The following is a 22797-nucleotide window of genomic DNA, read 5'->3' as shown; positions in this document are numbered from 1 at the left end:
GCTCGGATCCTCGGCGGGACAATTGGGGTGAATCACTGGGACTCGTCCGTCCTGACAGCCCACGTCGCGAGAGTGTGCGGAGTCAGCCGGCCTGACTCGTGGGTGATCGATCCGGTGGAGGGCCGCTTCCTCTGCCTGTCCACTTGCCGATCTGATGCACGATGACCAGCGTGACCAAGCCTGCTGCTACGCCGATGGCCGTGTCCGCCAGACGTAGCAGCGGCTGTTTCCAGGCCCCGTGCGGGTTCAGTCCTGCGACGACCATGACGACGGTGGTGGTGATGGCCGCGGTCGCTTCGTCGCCGGGCCGTCCGATCAGCCCGGGCACCAGGACGCTCAAGCCCACGAGCAGGGCGAGGCCCCAGGCGTGAAAGGGCAGGAACGCGAGGTATGCCAGGCAGAATACGAAGCTGATGAGGGTCGCCGACATGCGAGCGATCGCCGCGATCGCACTCTCCCTTTTGCATTCCCGGATCACGAAGATCGTGGAGATCGCAGCCCACATGCCACCGAGTTGCCCTTCCTCGTACCGCTGATGAGCGGTCGACCACAGTCTGGTCGCCGCCCAGTAGCTCAGCAGACTGGCCAGGCCGACCTCGACCGAGTACCTCAGCAGCCTTCCGGTCCCCGCCTTCGGTGAACTCGATGTCACCGCCATGCTGCGACCGCTGTCTCGTGGAACCGCAACGCGCGACTGTGACAGGACATGCCCGTTCGTCACTTACCGGTGACGGAGTCGTGGGCCGCGCTGAGGATGAGATCCGTGACGGCTTGGGGGTGGGAGATCAGGGACACGTGGGAGGAGTCGATCTCCACTGTCCTGCGCGCGTGCGCGCGTTCGGCCTCGTACCGTTCGAGGCTCGGGTTGATGGCCCGGTCCTGTCTGCCGACGAGCACGTAGACGGGCTTGTCCCGCCAGGCCGCTTCGGTGAGTTTGTCGGTGAAGGCGGACTGTGCGATCGGCCGCTGTGTCGATGCCATGACGGACGCCTGCTGCTGGGAGAGGTCCTGGGCGAAGGTGGCGTGGAGTTCGGCGGGCCGGATGTACACGTCGGTGCCCGTGGTGGTGTCGCCGTTGCGGAAGGGGACCTGCCTCAGCGCCTTGGTGAGCGGGGCTGCCGCGAATTTGCCGGAGAGGCTGGCGAAGGACTCTCCCTTGTCCGGCATGATGGCGTTGACGTACACGAGTGCCTTGACGTTGTCGAGGCCGGCGGCCGCCTGTGAGATCACCTCGCCGGCGTAGGAGTGTCCGACGAGAACGATCGGTCCCTTGATGGTTTTGAGGAGGCTGTTCAGGTACGTCGAGTCCTGGGGTATGCCGCGCAGCGTGTTGGGCGGGGCGATGACCTGGTAGCCGTCCCGCTGCAGGCGCTGGACCACTGCGTTCCAGCTGGACCCGTCGGCGAACGCTCCGTGTACGAGCACCACGGTTGGCTTCTGGGCCGCCGGGGCCCGACCGATGTCGTCCGCGGCGTGAGTCGGCATCGGCATCACTGTCAGGGCGGAGAGCACCGCCACTCCAAGGGCCAGTCTGCCCTGGCCCGATGTCAGGATTCCGGAGACGGTCATGTGCTTCCACTTCCTCGGCGTACAAGGTGAACTCGGCCTGTTCGGCGACTGAGAAAAGTGAGGGTCGTACGGAAGGCGTCGCCCGCAGCCACCCCGAGAGCCCTGTCCGGCCGGCTGCGCGGAGTCGCGCGGACCTCCTTCGCGGAAGTCGTCGTGCTCCGCGTCCGCCGCATCTCCCGGATCACCATGTTCGCGTGTATCTGCTTGCCGCGCATTCGTTGCCGTGGAGGGGGGCCGGTGGCGGGTGTGGTCGCCGCTCGACAGGCCGTCGCCGCTGGACCCCGACTACTCGCCGCCGCGCTGGATGCGCGACGGCGAGTAGTCGGGGTGCCGCATCGTGAGACGCGCGAGGGTTCGAATGGGTGAATTGCGAGCTATATCGCGCGGTCATACGGTGGATATCGGCTGTCGCGACGAGGAGTCCCGCGACGAGTGTCGAGGAGCGGGCGGGGTGGCCGCAGCATGCGGCCGGACGTCTGTCGCTAAGGACGCCGAAGGCGAGGAACCCCAACACCACCAGTGCTGGCAGGTGCCGCACCTCGCATCATGTCCACAGGGAGGGGTGGTACTACGTGTGCAGTCACAGGGGGTGCAGCAAGAAGGTAGACCCGACCATCATGGTCCCGACTGCTGTGGCCGCTGCTGGCCCGGCCGGGACTGCCTGAGAGTCGCGCAACGCGATTACGACGGCCCCGGCGGCTTCGCTCACAACTACATTGAGGTGCTCCCGCGCCCCGGCGTCTGCGACGTCTGCGGCGAACCCCCGAAGCACACCCCTGGGTGTTCGACCGCCACCACGGCGACCGCCGCCGGGCCTCGTAAGGCGCGGCCGCACAGCATCGAAAAGAGGGCGCGACGACCCCTTGCTCAACGCACAGCACGCCGTCCGGCCATACGAATGCTCCCTGAGCCCGGCCGGTCTGACGCACCTGCGCGTAACGCAGGGCGTTGCCAGGCCGCCGGGGAGTCTCTGGAGATGTTGTCCGAGTCTGCTCCACCATGTGGCGCCCAACAGTCGACCATGGCCTGTGCCGTCGGGCCGGGGGTCAACAAGCCCCGTAGCTGCGCGGTGCGCCCCCGGCGTTGCCCTTGGGGCACCGCAGGAGCGACTGCCCCTGTCGGTCACTAAGCGTCACCGAATCAGCAGGGCGCAAGCTGACGAAGGACGCCGCGAAACGGCTCGGCGGCGCGCTGCGGGAACCGTAATTGCAACCAGAACTGCAACCAGCGGGCCACTTCCGGGTCACCCCCGAGGGCGGCCCGCCTCCTGCGTCGCAGACGAAGTGGTGCCCGGAGCCGGACTTGAACCGGCACGCCCGCGAAGGGGCAGCGAGGTTTAAGCTCGCCGTGTCTGCATTCCACCATCCGGGCAGGCCATGGGCTCCGCTTCGAGGTTCGAGCCTATCGGGACGCATCCCCCGAACAGCCGGAGGGCGGACCGATGTTGTCTTATTTTATTGACGTCTGAGGGTGCATCAGCCCGTGGAACGGGCCATCCGCACTTGCCAACAGCGTGACGTGACGGGGGTACGCCCGTACGCGGAATGACGGAATTTCACCGTCCGAACGAGGGTGTTCCACCCGTTCTCGACATCGTTCGACAGCGGTTCGACGGCGATCCGGCGAGTGCCGCCCTCAGGGTCCGCCGTCCTCCCCAGGTATGACACGGCGCTTCCCCGTCCGACCCGAGTCGCCCTCCGGAACCGGAACAGCGACTGACTACACGCGCCCTCGGCGCCGGGACGATGGAACGGTCCCCATGGAACACACGTCGTCCCGACAGGAGCACCGTCCCGTGACCACCACACCCACCGCCGACCGGACCACCGCCGTGGCCGCACGCGCCACGGAGCTGTCGAAGATCTACGGGCAGGGTGAGACCCGGGTGGTCGCCCTGGACCGGGTCTCCGTCGACTTCCGGCAGGCCGAGTTCACCGCGATCATGGGCCCGTCGGGCTCGGGCAAGTCCACGCTGATGCACTGCGTGGCCGGCCTCGACACCTTCTCGTCCGGGTCGGTCCGCATCGGTGACACCGAGCTGGGCTCCCTGAAGGACAAGCAGCTCACCAAGCTCCGCCGGGACAAGATCGGCTTCATCTTCCAGGCCTTCAACCTGCTGCCGACGCTGACCGCCCTGGAGAACATCACCCTGCCGATGGACATCGCCGGGCGGAAGCCGGACAAGGCCTGGCTGGATCAGGTCATCGCGATGGTCGGCCTGTCCGGGCGGCTCAGCCACCGGCCCTCCCAGCTCTCCGGCGGCCAGCAGCAGCGCGTCGCCGTCGCCCGCGCCCTTGCCTCCAAGCCCGACATCATCTTCGGCGACGAGCCGACCGGAAACCTCGACTCGCGCTCCGGCGCCGAGGTCCTCGGCTTCCTGCGCAACTCGGTGCGCGAACTGGGCCAGACCGTCGTCATGGTGACGCACGACCCGGTGGCGGCGGCGTACGCGGACCGCGTGGTCTTTCTGGCGGACGGCCGGATCGTCGACGAGATCCACGGTCCTACGGCCGACTCCGTCCTCGACCTCATGAAGCAGTTCGACGCGAAGGGCCGTACCTCCTGATGTTCCGCACCGCCCTGCGCAACGTCCTCGCGCACAAGGCCCGGCTGTTGATGACCGTGCTCGCCGTGATGCTCGGCGTGGCCTTCGTCGCCGGGACGCTCGTCTTCACCAACACCGTCTCCGACGCCTACCAGAAGAGCTCCGCCAAGGGCTTCGACCAGGTCGACGTCGCCGTACGGCCCAAGTACCAGGATTCCAAGGGCGACAAGGTCGGCCAGCTGTCCGACCTGACCCCGGCCACGCTCGACAAGGCCGCCAAGGTCCCCGGCGCCGCCTCCGCGACCGGAGTCGTCAGCGGCTTCACCGCCGTCGCCGGCAAGGACGGCAAACTGGCCGGCGGCGACTGGCAGTCCGCCGGCGGCAACTACTGGGGCACCAAGGACGCCCGGTACCCGCTGGTCGGCGGCCACGCCCCGCGCGGCGCGGGCGAGGTGCTGCTCGACTCCAGGACCGCGAAGCGGGCCGGCTACCGGGTCGGCGACACCGTGCGCCTGTCCGTGAACGGCCCGGTCCTCACCCCGACCCTCGCCGGCATCTTCACCACCGACGACGGCAACGTCTCCGCCGGCGGCAGCCTCGCCCTGTTCGACACGCCGACCGCGCAAGCGCTGTTCGGCAAGAAGGGCACGTACGACGAGATCGACGTCAAGGCCGCGGCCGGCACCAGCCAGACCGCGCTGAAGGCCCAGCTGGACAAGGCCCTGCCCGCGCATCTGGTGGAGACCACCACCGGCAAGCAGCTCGCCGACGACCAGGCGAAGCAGATCGCCGACTCGATGAGCGGCCTGAAGCAGGCGCTGCTGGTGTTCGCCGGCATCGCGCTGTTCGTCGGCACGTTCATCATCGCCAACACCTTCACCATGCTGGTCGCCCAGCGCACCCGCGAACTGGCCCTGCTGCGCGCGGTCGGCGCCTCCCGCCGCCAGGTGACCCGCTCGGTGCTGATCGAGGCGCTCGCGGTCGGCGCGGTCGCGGGTGTGGCGGGGCTCGCCGCCGGCGTCGGCATCGGCGCGGGCCTGCGCTCGCTGCTGGGCTCCTTCGGCGCGAGCGTGCCCGACGGGCCGCTGGTGATCAGCCCCGGCACCGTGGTGGCCGCCCTAGCGGTCGGCATCCTCATCACCATGCTGGCCGCCTGGCTGCCCGGCCTCCGGGCCGCGAAGATCCCGCCGGTGGCGGCGATGAGCAGCGTGCACGCCAAGGCCACCACCAAGTCGCTGGTGCTGCGCAACACGCTCGGCGCCCTGTTCGCGGCGGCCGGCGTCGCGGTGGTCCTCGCGGCCACGTCGATGGACACCGACTCCGCCCAGGGCCCGATGGGCATCGGCGCGGTCCTGCTCATCATCGGCGTGTTCATCCTGACCCCGCTGCTGTCGCGCCCGCTGATCGCGGCCGCCGCCCCGGTGCTGCGCGCCTTCGGGATCTCGGGCAAGCTGGCCCGCCAGAACTCGGTGCGCAACCCGCGGCGTACGGCGGCCACCGCCTCCGCGCTGATGATCGGCCTGACCCTGATCACCGGTCTGACGGTGATGGCGGGCAGCCTGCAGACCGCGATCGACAAGATGGCCTCCTCGGCGATCCGCTCGGACTACGTCGTCTCGATGGCCAACCGCTCCCCGCTCTCCCCGGACGTGGCGACCAGGCTCGCCGCCATCGACGGCGTCACCGCCAGCAGCCCGCTGCGCAACGCCGAGTCCCGGATCGGCGGCAAGACCGAGTTCCTGACCGGGGTCGACGGCTCGTCCATCGGGAAGCTGACCGACCTGAAGGTGGACGAGGGCTCGTTCACGGTGAGCGGCACGCAGGTCGTCGTGGACAGGGACCGGGCCAAGGAGCACGGCTGGACAGCCGGTTCGCGCTTCACCGCGCACTTCGAGGACGGCAAGGCACGGCAGCTGACCGTCGCCGGTGTCTACGAGGGCAACGACCTGATCAACGGGATCATGCTCGACGACAAGGTCCTCACCCCGCACGTGAAGGACCCGGCCGACATGCAGGTCATGGTCAAGACGGCATCCGGCGCCTCCGACGCGACGAAGGACAGGCTGACCAAGGCCCTCGGCACCAACCCGGCGATCAAGATCCAGGACAAGCAGGACATCTCCAACGACATCGCGAAGATGTTCACGACGATGCTGAACATGCTCTACGGCCTGCTCGGCATGGCGGTGATCGTCGCGGTCCTCGGGGTCATCAACACCCTGGCCATGTCCGTCTTCGAACGCGCCCAGGAGATCGGCATGCTCCGCGCGATCGGCCTGGACCGCAAGGCGGTCAAGCGGATGGTCCGCCTGGAGTCCCTGGTGATCTCCCTGTTCGGCGGCGTGCTCGGCATCGGCCTGGGCGTGTTCTTCGGATGGGCGGCCGGTCAGCTGCTGGGCACGAAGATGCCGACGTACGAACTGGTCCTGCCCTGGGCCCGGATGGCGGTCTTCCTGCTGCTGGCGGGCACGGTCGGCGTCCTCGCCGCCCTGTGGCCGGCCCGGCGCGCGGCGCGGCTGAACATGCTGGCGGCGATCAAGGCCGAGTAACCGTACGGCACGTGATGGAGGGGGCCTCGCAGCCGCGAGGCCCCCCTTTGCCGTAGGCGGTCAGGTGTTCCAGGTGCGGGTGCGCAGCGGCAGGCCGGACGCGCCCGACTCCGGGGTGCGGACCGCCAGGACCTGGTTGACGCCGATCCGGTTGCGTTCGAAGGCGAGCGCGGAAGCGGCCATGTACAGCCGCCAGACGCGGGCCCGGCCGGGGCTGGTGAGGCGGACCGCGCGGTCCCACTCCCCTTCCAGGTTGGCCACCCAGCGGCGCAGGGTGCGCGCGTAGTGCTCGCGGATGGACTCCACGTCCCGCACCTCGAACCCGGCGCGCTCCAGCTGGGTGACGGTGGTGCCCACGGGTGCGAGTTCGCCGTCCGGGAAGACGTAGGCGTCGATGAACTCGTCCACGGAGTACGCCGACTCGTCGTGCTGCGGGCGGCGGGCGATCTGGTGGTTGAGCAGCCGCCCGCCGGGCTTGAGCAGGCCGTGCAGCCGACGGGCGTACTCCAGATACCGCTCGGCGCCCACGTGTTCGGCCATGCCGATGGAGGAGATGGCGTCGAAGGGACCGTCCGCCACGTCCCGGTAGTCCTGGACCCTGATCTCCACCCGGTCGGTCAGCCCCTCGTCGGCGACGCGCTTACGGGCGTACGCCGCCTGCTCCTGCGACAGGGTGATCCCGACGACGCTCACGCCGTGCTCGCGGGCCGCGTGGATCGCCATCGAGCCCCAGCCGCAGCCGACGTCCAGCAGCCGTTGACCGGGCCTCAGACCGAGCTTGACGCAGACGAGTTCGAGTTTGTCCCGCTGGGCGCTCTCCAGGGTGTCACCGTTTTCGGCGGCCCCCCAGTATGCGCAGGAGTACACCATGGACGGCCCGAGGACGATCTCGTAGAAGTCGTTGCCGACGTCGTAGTGATGGCTGATCGCCCGCTTGTCGGTGCGCCGGGTGTGCAGATGCCGGCGCGGCCTGCGGACCTCCTCGCGCGGCGGGGCGGGCGGGACCGGGGGCCCGGCCAGCTTCAGCAGCTCAAGGGCGGCCGCCCGTACGGCGGGCTCGCGCAGGGCCTGGAGGAGGCCGCGGGCGTCCTCGCCGCGCTCCCACACCAGTCCCGCCAGCGCGTCGAGCGCGGTGTACAGGTCGCCCTCGATGCCCAGGTCCCCGGAGACCCAGGCGCGGACGAGACCCAGCTCGCCCGGTTTGAACAGCATGCGGCGCAAGGCCCGGCGATTGCGCACGACGAGCGCCGGCGCGTCCGGCGGCCCGGCCTGCGACCCGTCCCAGGCCCGGATCCGTAGCGGGAGCGGGGCTCCCAGCCCTTGCTCGGCAAGACTCCTCAGCCGCGACGCGGCGTCGGCCATGGCGCACACCTCCAAGACGAGATCCCGGATGCCGGTAACCACGTAAACACCGTTGGCCGTCCGGCGCAGTCCCGCAAAGGAGTTACAACTGGGCAAAACAGCTGTACGGGCCATGCAGATGGCATGCCCGATGGGGTGCGCAGTGTGCGCGAGGCCCCGCCGTCGGTCAAGTCACGACTTGCAGGGGCATGACGTGCATCCGGGGGCCGGGCCGTAATGGATGACATACCCGACTTCCCCTTCTTCTCATCGGATGTGCATTGCCATGGTTCGTCTTTCCAAGTTCCAGCGCCTCGCCCTGCTCGCCGCCTCGACGACGGTGATCACCGGAGGTGTGCTGTCCGCCGGCAGCGCGTTCGCCGCCCCCGCGGCTCCGCATACGGCCGCCGTCACCGCCGCCGGCCGGCCCGACGCCGCCACGCAGTGGAAGGAGGTCACCGACAGCCCGAGCGGCATCACCGTCCAGCTCCCCGGAAAACCCGTGATGCACAAGTACAGCGATCACGGAATCAACAGCCGTGACTACGTGGTGTCGACCGGATACGGCGCCCTGGGCTTCTCGGTCCTCGACGGGCCTGGCAAGGCCCCGACCAAGCCGTGGGACCTCAGGACGGGTCTCAAGGCCGCGGTGGACGGTTACAACGGCACCGATACCAGCCCCCGGCTGCACAGCACCGATGTCCATGCCGGCGACCACTATCTGGAGGCCAAGCTCGTCGGCGCCGACGGCGAGGTGGGGCACATCCGCCTCACCGACCACGGCAAGCAGTTGATCATGGTCATGACCGTCGGCACCGGCAGTCAGCGGGCCACCGTCGACCAGGACTACCGGCAGGTGCTCGACAGCATCAAGGTCCCGGACCACAGCCCCCGGCAGGTCCAGGAACCCGCCGTGGCCACCTGACCGGTGTGCGGACACCGGCCCGGCGGGAGCCGGTGTCCGCACACGCCGAAGGGGCCGCCCGCACCACGGATGGCAGGCGGCCCCTTCGGGGTGTTCAGCAGACCTTGGGTCAGGAGGCCTTGGCCTTCTCCTCGGTCTTGGCGGCGGCGACCGGCGCCGGCTTGGCCGCCTCGTAGAACTCCTCGCGCGGGTTCTCCATGGCGCCCAGGGAGACGACCTCGCGCTTGAGGAACATGCCGAGCGTCCAGTCGGCGAAGACGCGGATCTTGCGGTTCCAGGTCGGCATCGCCATGCCGTGGTAGCCACGGTGCATGTACCAGGCGAGGCGGCCCTTGAGCTTGATCTTCATCTTGCCCATGACGATCATCGCCACGCCCTTGTGCAGGCCGAGACCGGCGACCGCACCCTTGTTGGCGTGCTCGTACTCCTTCTGCGGGAAGCCCCGCATACCGGAGACCACGTTGTCGCCGAGGACCCTGGCCTGGCGCAGCGCGTGCTGGGCGTTCGGCGGGCACCAGGCGTTCTCGTTGCCCGCCTTGCGGCCGACGAGGTCCGGGACCTGCGCGTTGTCACCGGCGGCCCAGATGTAGTCCGTGCCCTTGACCTGGAGCGTGGGCTCGCAGTCGACGTGGCCGCGCGGGCCGAGGGGCAGGCCGAAGCGGGACAGGGCCGGGTTCGGCTTGACGCCGGCCGTCCACACGATCGTGTTGGCGTCGACCTCGAGGCCGTTCTTGAGCACCACGTGGCCGTCGACGCAGGAGTCCATGGAGGTGGAGAGGTAGATCTCCACACCCCGGCTCTCCAGGTGCTCCTTGCCGTACTGGCCGAGCTTGGGGCCGACCTCGGGGAGGATCTTGTCGGCGGCGTCGACGAGGATGAAGCGCATGTCCTCACGGGACACGCTCTTGTAGTACTTGGCCGCGTCCCGGGCCAGGTCCTCGACCTCGCCGATGGTCTCCGCGCCCGCGAAGCCACCGCCGATGAAGACGAAGGTGAGCGCCTTGCGGCGGATCTCCTCGTCGGTCGTGGAGTCGGCCTTGTCCAGCTGCTCGAGGACGTGGTTGCGCAGTCCGATGGACTCCTCGATGCCCTTCATGCCGATGCCCTGCTCGGCGAGGCCGGGGATCGGGAAGGTACGGGAGACCGCGCCGAGCGCGATCACGAGGTAGTCGAAGGGCAGCTCGTACGCCTCGCCCACCAGCGGGGCGATCGTGGCGACCTTGCGGTCCTGGTCGATGGTGGTGACCCGACCGGTGAGGACCTCCGCCTTCGGCAGCACGCGTCGCAGCGGGACGACGACGTGGCGAGGGGAGATGTTGCCGGCGGCGGCTTCGGGAAGGAAGGGCTGGTAGGTCATGTACGACCGGGGGTCGACGACCGTGACGGTCGCCTCTCCGTAGCGCATCTTCTTGAGAATGCGCCGAGCTGCGTACAGGCCTACGTACCCACCGCCTACTACGAGGATCCTGGGACGCTCCGTGGTGCTCATGCCATCGAGTATCCACCCGCCTCCGAGGGGGTGCTCGTGCGCCCCTTCACAAGGTCTGACAGACCCTGTGCTACACTCCGCGACCCGCGTGACGCAGATCATGACCGGCGACGGGAACCGCAGTACGGCCGAGGCCGTTGTCAATGCCGCGTGAGCTGCCTCTCCTGGCCGGCGGGACGGCGGTGAGGGCGCCGTGACGCGACCGGAACAACCCTTTCCGCGGTCGCCCCCACCCTCCATCTGAACATGTTCAAACGACCTTTGGGGCCCCGGAAGGGCCAACCGGCACCCTTTCGTAGCCCGACCGGGCCGAATTCCTTGTGAAGAACTTCACGAACTTTTCCGGAGCGGTCGCGACGAAGGGGCCCCGAAGGGCCCCCCGACACCGCTCAAACGTTATCCGACCTGCTCAGCAGACGGCTACCCACGAGTAACAAAAGAGAGCTACGCCACCGACCAGGCGATGCCGTCGAGGATGTCGTGCTCGCTCACCACGACCTCCTCGGCGCCGATCCGCTCCATGATCGCGAGCAGCACCAGGGCGCCCGCGCCGATGACGTCGACCCGGCCGGGGTGCATGGACGGGATCGCGGCGCGCTCGGCGTGCGTGGAGCGCAGCAGCCACTCGGTGATCTCGCGGACGCGGTCGCGCGAGACGCGGGAGTGGTGGATGCGCGCGGAGTCGTACTCCGGCAGTTCCTGCGCGATGGCCGAGACAGTGGTGACGGACCCGGCGAGGCCCACCAGGGTGCGCGCCTCGCGCAGCGGGACCGTCTCCTCGGCGAGGTCCAGAGCGGCCTCGATGTCGGCCCTCATGGCGGCGATCTGCTCCTCGGTGGGCGGGTCGCTCACCTTGCCGTCGTGCACCAGGTGCCGCTCGGTCATCCGCACACAGCCGACGTCCACGGACCGCGCCGCCCGGACGTGCTCCTCGCCGACGACGAACTCGGTGGAGCCGCCGCCGATGTCCACCACCAGGTACGGCTTGGTGAGGTCGCCCGCCCGTCGCCCACCACCACCCTCAATCGAAGGGCGCTCCGTGCCCCCCTTGTCTTGTCCCTTCAGCTCCTTGGTCGCGCCGGTGAAGGAGAACTCGGCCTCCTGGTCGCCGCTGATCACCTCCGGCTCGGCGCCGAGGATGTCCAGCACGCCGCGCACGAAGTCGTCCCGGTTCTCGGCGTCCCGGGAGGCGGAGGTGGCGACGAACCGCACCTTGGCGGCGCCGAGTTCACGGATGACCCCGGCGTACTCCCGGCACGCGGCGAAGGTCCGCTCCAGCGCCTCCGGCGCCAGCCGGCCGGTGCGGTCCACGTCCTGGCCGAGCCGCACGATCGTCATGCGCCGGTCCAGCTCCAGCAGTTCGCCGGTGGCCGGGTCGACGTCGGCGACCAGCAGCCGGATGGAGTTCGTGCCGCAGTCGACTGCGGCGACCCGGGAGAAGCCCTCCGGAACCATCGGCCGGTACGCGAAGAAACCGCTGCGGACCTCGGTCGGGTCGGTGACGGCACCCTCCTCGCCGGGGTGCTCGTCGGCCGGGTCGGGCGCCTGGAGCGGCTGCACACACGGCCCCTTGCGCCACCACTCCGGCAGCATCGCGATCGCCTCGTCACCGAGCGGGTTCACGCCCGGACCGGCGGCCAGGGAGTGCGCGACCAGCACGTGCAGGCACTTCACGCGGTCCGGCATGCCGCCCGCGCTGGGGAAGCCCTCCAGGACCTCGATCTCGTCCCGGCGCCGGATGTAGTCCTCGTGCGCGGCCCGATAGGCGGCGGCCAGTTCCGGGTCGGTCTGCAGCCGCTCCGTCATCTCCTTCATGACGCCGTCCGCCTCCAGCGTCCCGATCGCCGAGGCGGCGCGCGGGCACGTCAGGTAGTACGTCGTCGGGAAGGGCGTGCCGTCGGGCAGCCGGGGTGCCGTCTCCACGACGTCCGGCTGACCGCACGGGCAGCGGTGTGCGATGGCCCGCAGACCCCGCGGCGGGCGGCCGAGTTGCTGCTTGAAGGCCTCGACGTCGGCGTCGGTGGGCTCGGTGCGCTCAGTGGGCGGCGGGGGCGTTTCCATGACTGCTTTTTCGTCAGGCTTTCTGTCGGTTCACTGGTCGGAGGCGTCGGACTTGTCGACGCCGTCCCAGACGTTCGCGTACCAGGGCCGGCGGGCGGCCCCGAGGTCGGCACGGGACTGCTTGGCCGCGCCCGGGTCGATCACCACGTACCCGGTCTCCCCGGGCATCACATAGTGCAGCCGGCGCCGGATCTGCTGCTCGGCGTAGGAGTCGTCCTGCCAGCGCGCCTTGAGGTCGCGCAGCTGCTCGACCCGCTTGCGGGCCTGCTCCTGCTGCCGCTGGAGGTCGGAGATCTGCGCGCGCTGGGAGACGTACTGGCGCATCGGGTAGGCGAGCGCGACGATCAGCGAGCACAGCACCAGCGCGAGCAGCGCCGCGCGGCCGGTGAGCCGGGAACGGCGGGCCTGGCGCCTGGTCTGGGAGCGGTACACGCGAGCCGCCGTCTGCTCGCCGAGCAGCCGCAGCCTGGTCGTGGTGGAGAAACGGTCCCGGTCCTTGACGGCCATCTGGCTTCTCCCGCCTCCCCTTGCCGGTGTCCTTCATACGTGCGTACGTCCCCGGACACGGTACGGGACCGGGTACGGGGACGTACGTACGACTGGCTAAGACTTGGCCCGGGTTGGCTCAGCCCTTGGAGATCTCGTGGTTGCCCTTGAAGCGCGGGAACGCGCTGCGGCCGGCGTACACCGCGGCGTCGTCGAGGATCTCCTCGATGCGCAGCAGCTGGTTGTACTTGGCGACGCGCTCGGAGCGGGCCGGGGCGCCCGTCTTGATCTGGCCGCAGTTGGTGGCGACGGCGAGGTCGGCGATGGTGACGTCCTCGGTCTCGCCGGAGCGGTGGGACATCATGCACTTGAAGCCGTTGCGCTGGGCCAGCTCGACGGCGTCCAGGGTCTCGGTCAGGGAGCCGATCTGGTTGACCTTGACCAGCAGGGCGTTGGCGGTGCCCTCCTCGATGCCGCGGGCGAGGCGCTCGGGGTTGGTGACGAACAGGTCGTCGCCGACCAGCTGGACCTTGTCGCCGAGACGGTCGGTGATGACCTTCCAGCCGGCCCAGTCGTCCTCGAACAGCGGGTCCTCGATGGAGACGAGCGGGTAGGCCGCGACGAGCTCCTCGTAGTACTCCGTCATCTCGGCGGCGGAGCGCTCCTTGCCCTCGAAGAGGTACTTGCCGTCCTTGTAGAACTCGGAGGCGGCCACGTCGAGCGCGAGGGCGATCTGGTCACCGGGGACGTACCCGGCCTGCTTGACGGCCTCGAGGATGAGGTCGAGGGCCTCGCGGTTGGAGCCCAGGTTCGGGGCGAAGCCGCCCTCGTCGCCGAGGCCGGTGGACAGGCCCTTGGACTTCAGGACGGACTTGAGGGTGTGGTACACCTCGGCGCCCCAGCGCAGGGCCTCGGAGAAGGACTCCGCGCCGATCGGGGCGATCATGAACTCCTGGATGTCCACGTTGGAGTCCGCGTGCGAGCCGCCGTTCAGGATGTTCATCATCGGCACCGGCAGCAGGTGCGCGTTGGGGCCGCCCAGGTAGCGGAAGAGGGGGAGGTCGGACGCCTCGGAGGCGGCGTGGGCGACGGCGAGGGAGACGCCGAGGATGGCGTTGGCGCCGAGGGAGCCCTTGTTGTCGGTGGCGTCCAGGTCGAACATGGCCTGGTCGATCAGGCGCTGCTCGGTGGCGTCGTAGCCGACCAGCTCCGGGCCGATCTGTTCGATGACGGCGAGGACGGCCTTCTCGACACCCTTGCCCTGGTAGCGGTTCGGGTCGCCGTCGCGGAGCTCGATGGCCTCGAAGGCGCCGGTGGAGGCGCCGGACGGGACGGCGGCACGACCCGTGCTGCCGTCGTCGAGGCCGACCTCGACCTCGACCGTGGGGTTGCCTCGGGAGTCCAGGATTTCCCGGGCTACGACGACGTCGATGGACGGCACGAGCATCTCCTTCTTGGATGTGACGCTGGAAGTGCGGGGCTTTGTGCCTTACGGCTGTGCCTTGCGACTAGAGCCTAACCGTCCCCGGGGCGTCGGCCACCGACCGACCGTCCCGTGGACAGGGAGAGACACGCAGACGGTACCCATTGTTCATCCACGGAACAAAGAGGCCTGCCGGTGAGGCCCTGCTGAAGAGTGGGGAAACAGCGCGCGGAAACGAAAGACCCCGCCCCGGCGCGTACGGGGGAACACGCGCCGGGGCGGGGAGTCCATGGGGACGGGGTGGCCCTCACGAGGCCCTCAGTGTGCGGGCCGGGGACGTGAGGGCACTGTGAGCCCGTTCGGAGCCAGGTGTCACTTCAGGTGCAGCTGCTGGCCCGGGTAGATGAGGTCGGCGTCCTGGACGATGTCCTTGTTCAGCTTGAACAGCTTCTGCCAGCCGCCCGCCACGTGGTGCTTCTCGGCGATGGCGCTGAGGGTGTCGCCCTTGACGACCTTGTACTCGCCGTCGCCCTTCTCGACCTTCTTGCCGGCCGGGGTGGTGACGGTCTTGCTCGCCGACGGGGCCGTGCGCGTGGTGGAGCGGGAGGCGGCCTGGTCGGTGGAGCGGGTGGTAGTGCTCTTGGTCGTGGTGCTCTTGGTGGCCGCCGGGGCGGAGCCGTTGTACGGCGTGCTCGACAGGCCCGTGCCACAGACCGGCCAGGCACCCTTGCCCTGGCCCGCGAGGACCTTCTCGGCGATGGCGATCTGCTGCGCCTTGGTGGCGAGGTCGGCACGCGCGGCGTAGGCGGTGCCGCCGTACGCGGCCCAGGTGGAGTTGGTGAACTGCAGGCCACCGTAGAAGCCGTTGCCGGTGTTGATGGACCAGTTGCCGCCCGACTCGCACTGGGCGACCTTGTCCCACTCGGAGGCGGTGGCGGCGGAGGCGTTGCCGGCCGCCATCAGCGGGGCGGCGACGGCGGCGCCGGTGACACCGGCGAGCGTGATGGCGCGGACGGCCTTGGACGGACGACGGTGCTTGCCCTTGCCGGAGAACAGCATGGATCGATCCCCTCACCGACGCCTGCGAGGTGAGCTGTCGGGTTCGGGCCGGTTGAGTTGCCCGGCCGCGCACTCGGTTGTCCGAGGGCGCGGCTTCACCCCAAGCCGGTCCAGCGTCAACCGCTGGGCCCGGCGCTTACCTTGGGTCCCCCGCTCCTGCCTACGGCGCTTGACGCGACGACTGTTCCCGGGCATCCACTGGCAGGATTCGGCGTTGCGGTTGCCGGGGCTCGTGGTGACGAGCGGTCCTGACCGTAGACATGCGATCGTCGGATTTTCAAAGACGATCAGGGCTTCTGAGACTCATCCCACACTTTCACCAAACCGGACATCGGTGGCGAAGTGGGGCGTCAATTCCCGCTAGTCGTCGCCGTTTTCGGCATGGACTTTCAGGGTCTGACCGGCGGCGATGTGGTCCGGGTCGGCACCGATGACCTTCTCGTTGGCGGCGTAGAGCGCATGCCATCCGCCGTCGACGTCAAGGGATTCGGCGATGGAGGCGAGGGAGTCGCCCTCACGGACTGTGTAGGCGTCCGGTCCATGGCCGGCGTGACGGCCGGAAGATGTGGCGTTCTGACCGCTTGTCACGCTTTCGTCCGCGCTCTCGCCACGGTGACGTCCGCCACTGCCGAGCGCACCGGTGTCGACCAGGCTCCAGGAACCGGCACTCTGCTGGTAATTGTCCGGGTTGTCGGCGCTCGGGGTTGCCGTGGGAGAGCTGTCGCCTCCCTGTGAACTTCCGCCGTCGAGCGAGCCGGACTTGTCAGTCTTGTCGGACTTCGGGGTGCTGGTCCCGGTGGAGTCTCCGGTGCCGCCCGGGCTCCCGGTGGCGTGCTCGCTCGCGCCCGGGCCCGGTGTGGCGCTCTCGTCCGAGGAGGAGCCGGTGGAGTCCGAGCCGGAAGAGCCGGAGGCGGAGTCCGGGGAGGACGAATCCGGCAGACCGGACGAGTCGGAGTGGCCGGCCGAGCCGGACGCGTCACCCGAACCACCGATGCCGCCGACGCCGGGGTCGACGTCGACCGAACCGGAGTGGGAGGTCAGCCCGGCGGTCAGCGCGCACATGGTCCACGGCTTGGTGCCCTGGTCGGCGAGGATCTTCTCGGCGACGGATATCTGCTGCGAGCGGCTGGCCTGGTCGGCGCTCTCGGCGTACTGCGTGCCGCCGTACTTGTCCCAGTCGTCCTGCGAGATCTGCAGACCGCCGTAGTAGCCGTTGCCGGTGTCCGCACTCCAGGAGCCGCCGCTCTCGCACTCGGCGACCTTGTCCCACGTGGTGCCGTCGGCCGCGTTGGCGCTCGCGGCGCCGAGCAGCGGGATGGCGATGGCGGAGCCGGTCACGCCGGCCGCGACGAGGAGGGCCGGAGCCTGACGGGGGCGACGGTGACGACCGTTCCCGGAGAGCATGCGGAAGCCTTTCGTGCGACAGCAGGACCGGCGGGCGAAGTAGTGCCTCTCGCCACGCTGATGGGTGAACGTATCGGCAGACGATCACTTGTCACAAGTTCATGCCGCGCAGATCACGTGAAGATCACAGAGTTGAATGTTTGCCGTCTCCTGCAGTGCGGTGACCGATCGCCCCCTCCTGCCCGCTTTGTCACCCGTCGGGAACGGCGATGCCTCACGTCCCGTGCGGGGGGGGCCGCAACCATGGACTCGACATGCCCCGGGGGGCTTCCCGTCCAGGAGGACACGATGGCGCGGCACACCCGGCTGCCCGGTGAGTCCGCGGACTACCTCGCCGCACGCGAGGAACTCCGCGACGCCGAGATCGAACTCATGCGCCACCGCGAGAAGGTCGCGGCCCTGCGCAGGGCGCTCCCGCAGGGCGCCGACGTCGACGACTACGTCTTTCTCGAAGGCCCCGCCGACCTCGACGCGGGCGACACGCCCGTCCGCGAGGTCAGGCTGAGCGAGCTGTTCACCGGCCCCGGCCGGCCGCTGATCGTCTACCAGTTCATGTACGGCAAACGGCAGACCGACCCGTTTCCGATGTGCACCCTGTGGATCGACGGCTTCAACGGCGTCGCCCACCACGTCGGCCGGAACGCCGACCTCGTCGTCCTCGCGGCCGCCGACCCGCCCACCCTGCGCCGGCACGCCCGAGCCCGCGGCTGGTCCCGGCTGCGCCTGCTGAGCGCCGGGGACAGCACCTTCAAGTACGACCTGGGCAGCGAGGACGAGGATGGTGTCCAGGACTCCACCGTCTCCGTCTTCACCCGGGACGCGGACGGCACGGTCCGCCACTTCTACTCCGCCCACCCACGCATGTCCGAGGACATCGACCAGCGCGGCATCGACCTCCTCAACCCGGTCTGGCACCTCCTCGACCTGACGCCGGGCGGCCGTGGCGACTGGTTCGCGGGCCTGGACTACTGATCGCCGGTGCCCGCCCGGACCGGCGCGAACTCCACGGGCAGGGTGCGCAGGCCCCGCATGATGAGCCCGCCGCGCCACCGCAGGTCGGCCGGATCGACGGCGAGCCGCAGGTCGGGCAGGCGGGTGAGCAGGGTGGCGAGCGCGGTCTGGCCCTCCAGCCGGGCGAGCGGCGCGCCGAGGCAGTAGTGGACGCCATGGCCGTATCCGAGGTGCTGGTTATCGCGGCGGGCGAGGTCCAGCACGTCCGGGTCGGCGAACCGCTCCGGATCCCGGTCCGCCGCAGCGAGCACGACGAGCACCGGATCCCCCGGCGCGATGTCCTGCCCGCCGATGGTGAGCGGCTCGGTGGCGAACCGCCAGGTCGCCACTTCCACCGGGCCGTCGTAGCGCAGGAGTTCCTCCACTCCGGTCTCCAGCAGGTCTCTTTCCCGCCGGGCCAGGGAGTCCTGGAGACGCTCGCGCTGCTCGGGGTGGGTGAGCAGGGCGTAGGTGCCGTTGCCGATCAGGTTCACGGTGGTCTCGAAGCCGGCGAACAGCAGGATGAAGGCCATCGCCGCGGCCTCGTTCACGGTGAGGTGCTCGCCGTGGTCGGAGGCGCGGATGAGACCGGAGATGAGGTCCTCGCCGGGCGCGGGCTCGGCGGGCAGCGCCTCGCGCTTCTTGTGGATCAGCTCGGCGAGGTATCCGCGCATCTTCTTCACCGACCGTGCGACCCCGCCCCGCGGCCCTCCGCCGTGCCGGATCATCATGCCCGCCCAGTCCCGGAAGTCGTCCTGGTCCTCGCGCGGGACGCCGAGCAGGTCGCAGATGGCGTAGATGGGCAGCGGGAAGGCGAACTCGTGGATGAGGTCGGCGGAGCCTTGCGCCGCGAACCGGTCGATGAGGTGGTCGGTCAGCTCCTGCACCCGGGGCGCGAACTCGGCGACCCGGCGCGGGGTGAACGCCTTGCTGACCAGCCGCCGCAGCCGGGTGTGGTCCGGCGGGTCGATGTTCAGCAGATGGGTCATCAGCTCGGCCTTGCGCTCGCCGGGGATGCCGGTCTTGCCCTTGGCGTGCGCGGGCTCGTCGTGATGCGCCGGGTTCTTGCTCAGCCGCTGGTCGGCGAGGGCCTGCTTGGCATCGGCGTACCGGGTGACCAGCCAGGCCTCGACACCGCTGGGCAACCGCGTCCGGTGCACCGGCGCATGCTCACGCAGCCAGGCGTAGGCGGGGTAGGGGTCGGTGGCGAACTCCCAGGTGAACAGGGTGGGAGCGGAGTCCGGGGCCGGGTCGGGGGCGGTCTGGGGGTGGGGCTGGTCGGTCACTCTTCGACCGTATCCGGATCCGCGTGGACCTCCGCGTCCCGGTGGCCGCCGGGAGCCGTGGGTATCGCCTCGGGGGCGTCTCCCTCCGCCAGGTCCCGGTGGGCCTCCGCGTCCTGGTGGCCGCCGGGGGCCGCTATCGCCTCGGGGGCTGTTCCTTCCGCCTCCCGGATGGCGTCCCGGTACGCGCGCGCCGCCGCGCGCAGGGCCGCCTCCGGATCCACACCCTCCGTCTCGGCGCGGGCCGCCAGGGCCAGCAGCTGGTAGCCGATGCCCTCTCCCTCGGGGAGCGGCACGTCGAGGCCCGCCGTGCGCGCGCGGGAGGCGAGCTTGGCGGCGAGGGCCAGGCCGGGCTGGCCGAGCGGGACGCCCTCCGTGACCGAGGCGCGGTGCTTCTCCTCGGCCTTGGTGCGCAGCCAGTGCGCCTTGACGTCCTCCGGCGTCTCGGCCTTCTCGTCGCCGAAGACATGCGGGTGCCGGTGGACGAGCTTGGCGACGATGCCGCCGGCCACATCGTCGACGGAGAACGGCGCCTCCGGGTGCTCCTCGGCGATCCGGGAGTGGAAGACGACCTGGAGCAGGACGTCGCCCAGCTCCTCGCGCAGCTCCTCGCGGTCGCCGGCCTCGATCGCCTCGACCAGTTCGTACGCCTCCTCGATGCCGTACTTGGCGAGGCCCTCGTGGGTCTGCCGGGACGACCAGGGGCATTCGGCGCGGATGCGGTCCATGACCTGCACGAGGTCCAGCAGACGGGCGCCGGGCAGGTCGTAGGAGGCCGGGAGCAGTTCCAGCTCGGGCATGGTGACGCGGCCGGAGCCGGCCAGCCGGGCCAGGCCGTCGGTGAGCGCGGGCTCCCCCTCACCGGTGGCCACGACCACCACCGTCCGCCCGCCGGCGCAGGCGTCGATGAGCTCCTGCGCGGTGGGGGACGCCTCCGCCACCGCTATGCCGGCCTCGCGCAGATACGGCAGCTGCGGATGCGCTCCGTCCGCGCACAGCACGGCGTCGGCGGCGCGCAGGGCCTGCCAGGCGGGCCAGGACAGCAGGCCGGGCGCGACGCGGTGGCTGGTGGTGAGCAGGACGATGCGGCCGGGGTCGGCGGCGGGGGTGAGGTCGGAGCTGGATGCGTTCACGATCCGAACGTAACCCACGGCGGCGAGGAGCGGATTTGGTTATCCACAGGGCGGGGACGATCGTGTGATCGTAGGGCCGGAACCCGCTCGGTTGCCCGAGCCCGGCCGGTTCCCTGCCGTACCGTTCCGGCGCCCGGCCCGGCCCCTCGCTACGCCGTCACCGGCTGCCCGCCCGACGCCGTCGTGACCTCCCGTACCCACGGCGTCTTGGCGTCCACGCGGCTGCTCTTCTGCACGTCCCAGGTGCCGTAGCGCGGGTTGAGGTCGATGTGGAGTTCCTGGGACGCCTTGGACAGTGCCTTCCAGAAGGCGGGCTGGCTGGTGTCGGTGCCGAGCCGGTCGGCCAGCTTCTGCGCCTCCAGCTGGAGCCGGAGGTTGTCGTCGAGGCGGGCCGGGGCGATGCCGTACTTCTGCAGCCAGGCGATCTGCAGCCCCTTGAGGCCGCCGGCCTGCTGCTCCAGCCCGGCGCGCATCTGCTGGACCTCCTCGCGGCTGACCGCGATGCCCGCGTCCTGCGCGGCGCGGTGCAGCACCCGGTCGAGGACCATGTTGTGCAGGGTGTCCCGGGTGAGGCTGCTGGTGGAAGCCAGGACCTGCTGGTACTGGGTCTCGTCCGGCACCGCGGCCCGCTGTGCCCTGCGGACCTCGTCGACCCGGCTCTCCAGCTGTGCGACGGTGATCCGCTGTCCTCCCACGACGGCTGCGGCGCCCGGGTGGGCGTTGTTTCCGCAGGCGGTCAGCAGGGGTGCCACGGCGGCGATCGCGGCGGTGAGGACGAGCGCGGTGCGACGGCGGCGGTGCAAGGAAACCTCCAAGGGGAGATTGTGCGACGGTGCACAAAGTCTTGCGGTGATCGATGTTAGGCAGTGGGGAGGCCTGGGCCAACCCATTCGACCAACGATTCGCGCGCGCTTCGGGCACCGTCGCGCCGCCGCTATGGGCTCAGCAGAAGTGAGTCCCGCCCCTGGTGCGTGTCCGATGCCGATGCCGATGCCGTGCCACGGGAGTTCACAGGACCCTCCCGGGCAACGGCATGGTCAACCGCGCACCTGCCCCAGCCATTGCAGGGTGCGCCGGATCTCCATGGCCATCGGATAGCCGGGGCCGTGCAGACGTTCCACGTCCATCAGCAGCCGGGCGAGGGTGTCGTGGGCGGACGGCCGGTCGCCGAGAGCGAGCAGCAGATGGCCGATGCGCCGGCGGACGTCGTGGGCGAGCTGCGGGTCGCCGGAGACGTACTGGTTCTCGTAGTACGGCAGCAGCGCGCGGTACTCGGCGAGCGCCGCCGCCGGCTGGCCCAGCTGCTCCAGGCACTGTGCGGCCTCGTAGCGGTAGCGCAGGGACTGCGGGTCGGCCTGGCCGGCCTCGGCGGCGCGTTCGTCGGCGAGGCGGCGCAGTTCGGGCAGCGCGCGCCGGTACTGGCCGTCGTCCATGAGGGTGGCCGCGTACTGCTTGCGCAGGGTGCGTACGACCGGGGAGTGCTCGCCGTGCTGCTCGGCGGCGGCGGGCAGGATCGCGCCCAGGATGTCCACGGCCTGGGTGATGCGCCCCTCGCCCAGCAGCCGCTTGACCTCGTCCACGGCGGCGGCGACGTCGGGCTTCTCGGCCACCGGCGGCGGCGCGACGGGGGCGGGCTGGGGCGCGGGGGTTCGCGCGCGGTCCGGCCAGGGGGCGTGCGGTCGCAGAAAGGGGCGCGTGGGGTCCAAGGGCGCCCCGGTGGGCATACCGCGCGCCGGCAGGAGCGCCGCCAAGTCCTCGTAGACCTCCTGCGCGGACGCCGGCCGGTGCTGCGGGTCCTTGGCGAGCAGGCGCAGCACGAGCGTCTCCAGCGCCTCGGGGACCTCGGGGCGGATACGGCGTACGGGCAGCGGGGGCTCGTACAGGTGCCGGTGCAGCACCCCGAGCGCCGTCGAACCCGCGAACGGCACGTCGCCGCTGAGCAGTTCGTGCATCAGAACGCCGAGCGCGTACAGGTCGGTGTACGGGCCGACCGCCCCGCCCATCGCCTGTTCCGGCGCCATGTAGGCGGGCGAGCCGATCGGGGAGCCGGTGTGGGTGAGGCGGGTGGTGTCGGAGTCCATGACGGACGCCACGCCGAGGTCGAGCACGGTGACCGTGCCGTCCTGCTTCACCATCACGTTGCGCGGCTTGAGGTCGCGGTGCACGATCGGCACGGCGTGCACGGCGCTCAGTACGGCGCACAGTTGCGCGGCCACCGCGACCGCCCACTGCCACGGGTACGGATCGTGCTCGGCGAGATGGTCGGACAGGTCGGCGCCGTCGACGTACTGCATGACGAGGAACAGCTCCTCGCCCTCGCTGCCCGCGTCGTGCACGGTCACCAGACCGGGGTGGTCCACCTGCGCGGTCACCCGGCACTCGCGCATGAACCGGCGGCGCAGTTCGTCCGCCTCCTGGCCCGCCACTTTGTCGGGGCGCAGCAGCTTGACCGCCACACGCCGGTCCAGCCGCCGGTCGTACGCCGTCCACACCTGGCCCATGCCGCCCTGTCCGATGAGCGTGGACAGTTCGTACCGGCC

The 22797-nt window shown here is 70.2% G+C and carries 17 protein-coding genes, 1 tRNA gene, 1 pseudogene and 1 riboswitch; of the genes and pseudogenes, 4 read left to right on the top strand and 15 right to left on the bottom strand.

The annotated features are described in order from the left end of the window. Positions 1 to 82: 82 nt before the first annotated feature. From AB0M27_RS19765 to AB0M27_RS19755, 3 genes are all read right to left on the bottom strand, one after another. On the bottom strand, positions 83 to 658 hold the full coding sequence (locus tag AB0M27_RS19765; RefSeq protein WP_365723143.1) for an FUSC family protein: 576 nt from the start codon (positions 656 to 658) through the stop codon (positions 83 to 85). A 59-nt stretch (positions 659 to 717) separates the two neighbouring features. Beyond that, positions 718 to 1569, bottom strand: coding sequence for an alpha/beta fold hydrolase (locus AB0M27_RS19760; RefSeq protein WP_365723142.1), 852 nt, complete (start codon positions 1567 to 1569; stop codon positions 718 to 720). Positions 1570 to 2853: 1284 nt separating this feature from the next. Then, positions 2854 to 2940, bottom strand: a tRNA-Leu gene (locus AB0M27_RS19755). Between the two features lie 424 nt (positions 2941 to 3364). On the opposite strand from AB0M27_RS19755, the gene AB0M27_RS19750 reads away from it, so the two are divergent. Together AB0M27_RS19750 and AB0M27_RS19745 are read left to right on the top strand one after the other, a co-directional pair. Then, positions 3365 to 4135: an ABC transporter ATP-binding protein gene (locus AB0M27_RS19750; RefSeq protein WP_365723141.1), complete on the top strand. Its 771-nt coding sequence runs from the start codon at positions 3365 to 3367 to the stop codon at positions 4133 to 4135. Next, entirely contained in the window at positions 4135 to 6663 is a 2529-nt protein-coding gene (locus AB0M27_RS19745; RefSeq protein ID WP_365723140.1) for an FtsX-like permease family protein, read from the top strand. Before AB0M27_RS19750 ends, AB0M27_RS19745 begins: the two co-directional genes overlap by 1 nt. A 60-nt stretch (positions 6664 to 6723) precedes the next feature. Here the strand turns inward: AB0M27_RS19745 and AB0M27_RS19740 are convergent, their stop codons facing one another. After that, positions 6724 to 8025: a class I SAM-dependent methyltransferase gene (locus AB0M27_RS19740; RefSeq protein ID WP_365723139.1), complete on the bottom strand. Its 1302-nt coding sequence runs from the start codon at positions 8023 to 8025 to the stop codon at positions 6724 to 6726. A 265-nt stretch (positions 8026 to 8290) separates the two neighbouring features. On the opposite strand from AB0M27_RS19740, the gene AB0M27_RS19735 reads away from it, so the two are divergent. Next, positions 8291 to 8929 (top strand): hypothetical protein, encoded by a 639-nt coding sequence (locus AB0M27_RS19735; RefSeq protein WP_365723138.1) that lies wholly within the window; start codon positions 8291 to 8293, stop codon positions 8927 to 8929. A gap of 109 nt (positions 8930 to 9038) precedes the next feature. On the opposite strand, the gene AB0M27_RS19730 is transcribed toward AB0M27_RS19735, so the two are convergent. The 7 genes and pseudogenes from AB0M27_RS19730 to AB0M27_RS19700 form a co-directional block, all read right to left on the bottom strand. Then, positions 9039 to 10418: an NAD(P)/FAD-dependent oxidoreductase gene (locus AB0M27_RS19730; protein WP_365723137.1), complete on the bottom strand. Its 1380-nt coding sequence runs from the start codon at positions 10416 to 10418 to the stop codon at positions 9039 to 9041. Positions 10419 to 10862: 444 nt separating this feature from the next. After that, positions 10863 to 11873, bottom strand: a complete 1011-nt coding sequence (locus tag AB0M27_RS19725) for a Ppx/GppA phosphatase family protein (RefSeq protein ID WP_365723230.1) — start codon at positions 11871 to 11873, stop codon at positions 10863 to 10865. A 156-nt stretch (positions 11874 to 12029) separates the two neighbouring features. Beyond that, a pseudogene (locus AB0M27_RS19720) lies at positions 12030 to 12479 on the bottom strand (DUF501 domain-containing protein); the annotation flags it as partial. A 30-nt stretch (positions 12480 to 12509) separates the two neighbouring features. Beyond that, positions 12510 to 12986, bottom strand: coding sequence for a septum formation initiator family protein (locus AB0M27_RS19715; protein WP_365723136.1), 477 nt, complete (start codon positions 12984 to 12986; stop codon positions 12510 to 12512). A gap of 118 nt (positions 12987 to 13104) precedes the next feature. Then, positions 13105 to 14412: a phosphopyruvate hydratase gene (eno, locus tag AB0M27_RS19710; protein WP_356314036.1), complete on the bottom strand. Its 1308-nt coding sequence runs from the start codon at positions 14410 to 14412 to the stop codon at positions 13105 to 13107. A 348-nt stretch (positions 14413 to 14760) separates the two neighbouring features. Beyond that, positions 14761 to 15447: a transglycosylase family protein gene (locus tag AB0M27_RS19705; RefSeq protein WP_365723135.1), complete on the bottom strand. Its 687-nt coding sequence runs from the start codon at positions 15445 to 15447 to the stop codon at positions 14761 to 14763. A gap of 4 nt (positions 15448 to 15451) precedes the next feature. Then, positions 15452 to 15625: riboswitch (cyclic di-AMP (ydaO/yuaA leader) on the bottom strand. Positions 15626 to 15807: 182 nt separating this feature from the next. Beyond that, positions 15808 to 16851 (bottom strand): transglycosylase family protein, encoded by a 1044-nt coding sequence (locus AB0M27_RS19700; protein WP_365723134.1) that lies wholly within the window; start codon positions 16849 to 16851, stop codon positions 15808 to 15810. Positions 16852 to 17139: 288 nt separating this feature from the next. On the opposite strand from AB0M27_RS19700, the gene AB0M27_RS19695 reads away from it, so the two are divergent. Further along, complete coding sequence (locus AB0M27_RS19695; RefSeq protein WP_365723133.1) at positions 17140 to 17823, top strand: DUF899 family protein; 684 nt, start codon at positions 17140 to 17142, stop codon at positions 17821 to 17823. Here the strand turns inward: AB0M27_RS19695 and AB0M27_RS19690 are convergent. The 4 genes from AB0M27_RS19690 to AB0M27_RS19675 form a co-directional block, all read right to left on the bottom strand. Then, entirely contained in the window at positions 17817 to 19127 is a 1311-nt protein-coding gene (locus tag AB0M27_RS19690) for a cytochrome P450 (protein WP_365723132.1), read from the bottom strand. The two genes, AB0M27_RS19695 and AB0M27_RS19690, sit on opposite strands and share 7 nt — an antisense overlap. Beyond that, positions 19124 to 20257 (bottom strand): nucleoside triphosphate pyrophosphohydrolase, encoded by a 1134-nt coding sequence (locus tag AB0M27_RS19685; protein ID WP_365723131.1) that lies wholly within the window; start codon positions 20255 to 20257, stop codon positions 19124 to 19126. Before AB0M27_RS19685 ends, AB0M27_RS19690 begins: the two co-directional genes overlap by 4 nt. A gap of 149 nt (positions 20258 to 20406) precedes the next feature. Further along, positions 20407 to 21060: a SurA N-terminal domain-containing protein gene (locus AB0M27_RS19680; protein WP_365723229.1), complete on the bottom strand. Its 654-nt coding sequence runs from the start codon at positions 21058 to 21060 to the stop codon at positions 20407 to 20409. A gap of 234 nt (positions 21061 to 21294) precedes the next feature. Next, positions 21295 to 22785, bottom strand: a complete 1491-nt coding sequence (locus AB0M27_RS19675; protein WP_365723228.1) for a serine/threonine-protein kinase — start codon at positions 22783 to 22785, stop codon at positions 21295 to 21297. Positions 22786 to 22797 lie beyond the last annotated feature (12 nt).

The organism is Streptomyces sp. NPDC052107 (genome assembly GCF_040680215.1).
Classification (GTDB): domain Bacteria; phylum Actinomycetota; class Actinomycetes; order Streptomycetales; family Streptomycetaceae; genus Streptomyces.
Note: the sequence above shows the minus strand (reverse complement) of the source record. Positions and strands in the feature narration are given on the sequence as shown.

Excerpts from the sequence above, each read along its gene's own strand:
- AB0M27_RS19765 (WP_365723143.1), bottom strand. The coding sequence starts at position 658 with ATGGCGGTGACATCGAGTTCACCGAAGGCGGGGACCGGAAGGCTGCTG.
- AB0M27_RS19760 (WP_365723142.1), bottom strand. The coding sequence starts at position 1,569 with ATGACCGTCTCCGGAATCCTGACATCGGGCCAGGGCAGACTGGCCCTT.
- AB0M27_RS19745 (WP_365723140.1), top strand. The coding sequence starts at position 4,135 with ATGTTCCGCACCGCCCTGCGCAACGTCCTCGCGCACAAGGCCCGGCTG.
- AB0M27_RS19740 (WP_365723139.1), bottom strand. The coding sequence starts at position 8,025 with ATGGCCGACGCCGCGTCGCGGCTGAGGAGTCTTGCCGAGCAAGGGCTG.
- AB0M27_RS19735 (WP_365723138.1), top strand. The coding sequence starts at position 8,291 with ATGGTTCGTCTTTCCAAGTTCCAGCGCCTCGCCCTGCTCGCCGCCTCG.
- AB0M27_RS19730 (WP_365723137.1), bottom strand. The coding sequence starts at position 10,418 with ATGAGCACCACGGAGCGTCCCAGGATCCTCGTAGTAGGCGGTGGGTAC.
- AB0M27_RS19725 (WP_365723230.1), bottom strand. The coding sequence starts at position 11,873 with ATGGTTCCGGAGGGCTTCTCCCGGGTCGCCGCAGTCGACTGCGGCACG.
- AB0M27_RS19715 (WP_365723136.1), bottom strand. The coding sequence starts at position 12,986 with ATGGCCGTCAAGGACCGGGACCGTTTCTCCACCACGACCAGGCTGCGG.
- eno (WP_356314036.1), bottom strand. The coding sequence starts at position 14,412 with ATGCTCGTGCCGTCCATCGACGTCGTCGTAGCCCGGGAAATCCTGGAC.
- AB0M27_RS19705 (WP_365723135.1), bottom strand. The coding sequence starts at position 15,447 with ATGCTGTTCTCCGGCAAGGGCAAGCACCGTCGTCCGTCCAAGGCCGTC.
- AB0M27_RS19700 (WP_365723134.1), bottom strand. The coding sequence starts at position 16,851 with ATGCTCTCCGGGAACGGTCGTCACCGTCGCCCCCGTCAGGCTCCGGCC.
- AB0M27_RS19695 (WP_365723133.1), top strand. The coding sequence starts at position 17,140 with ATGGCGCGGCACACCCGGCTGCCCGGTGAGTCCGCGGACTACCTCGCC.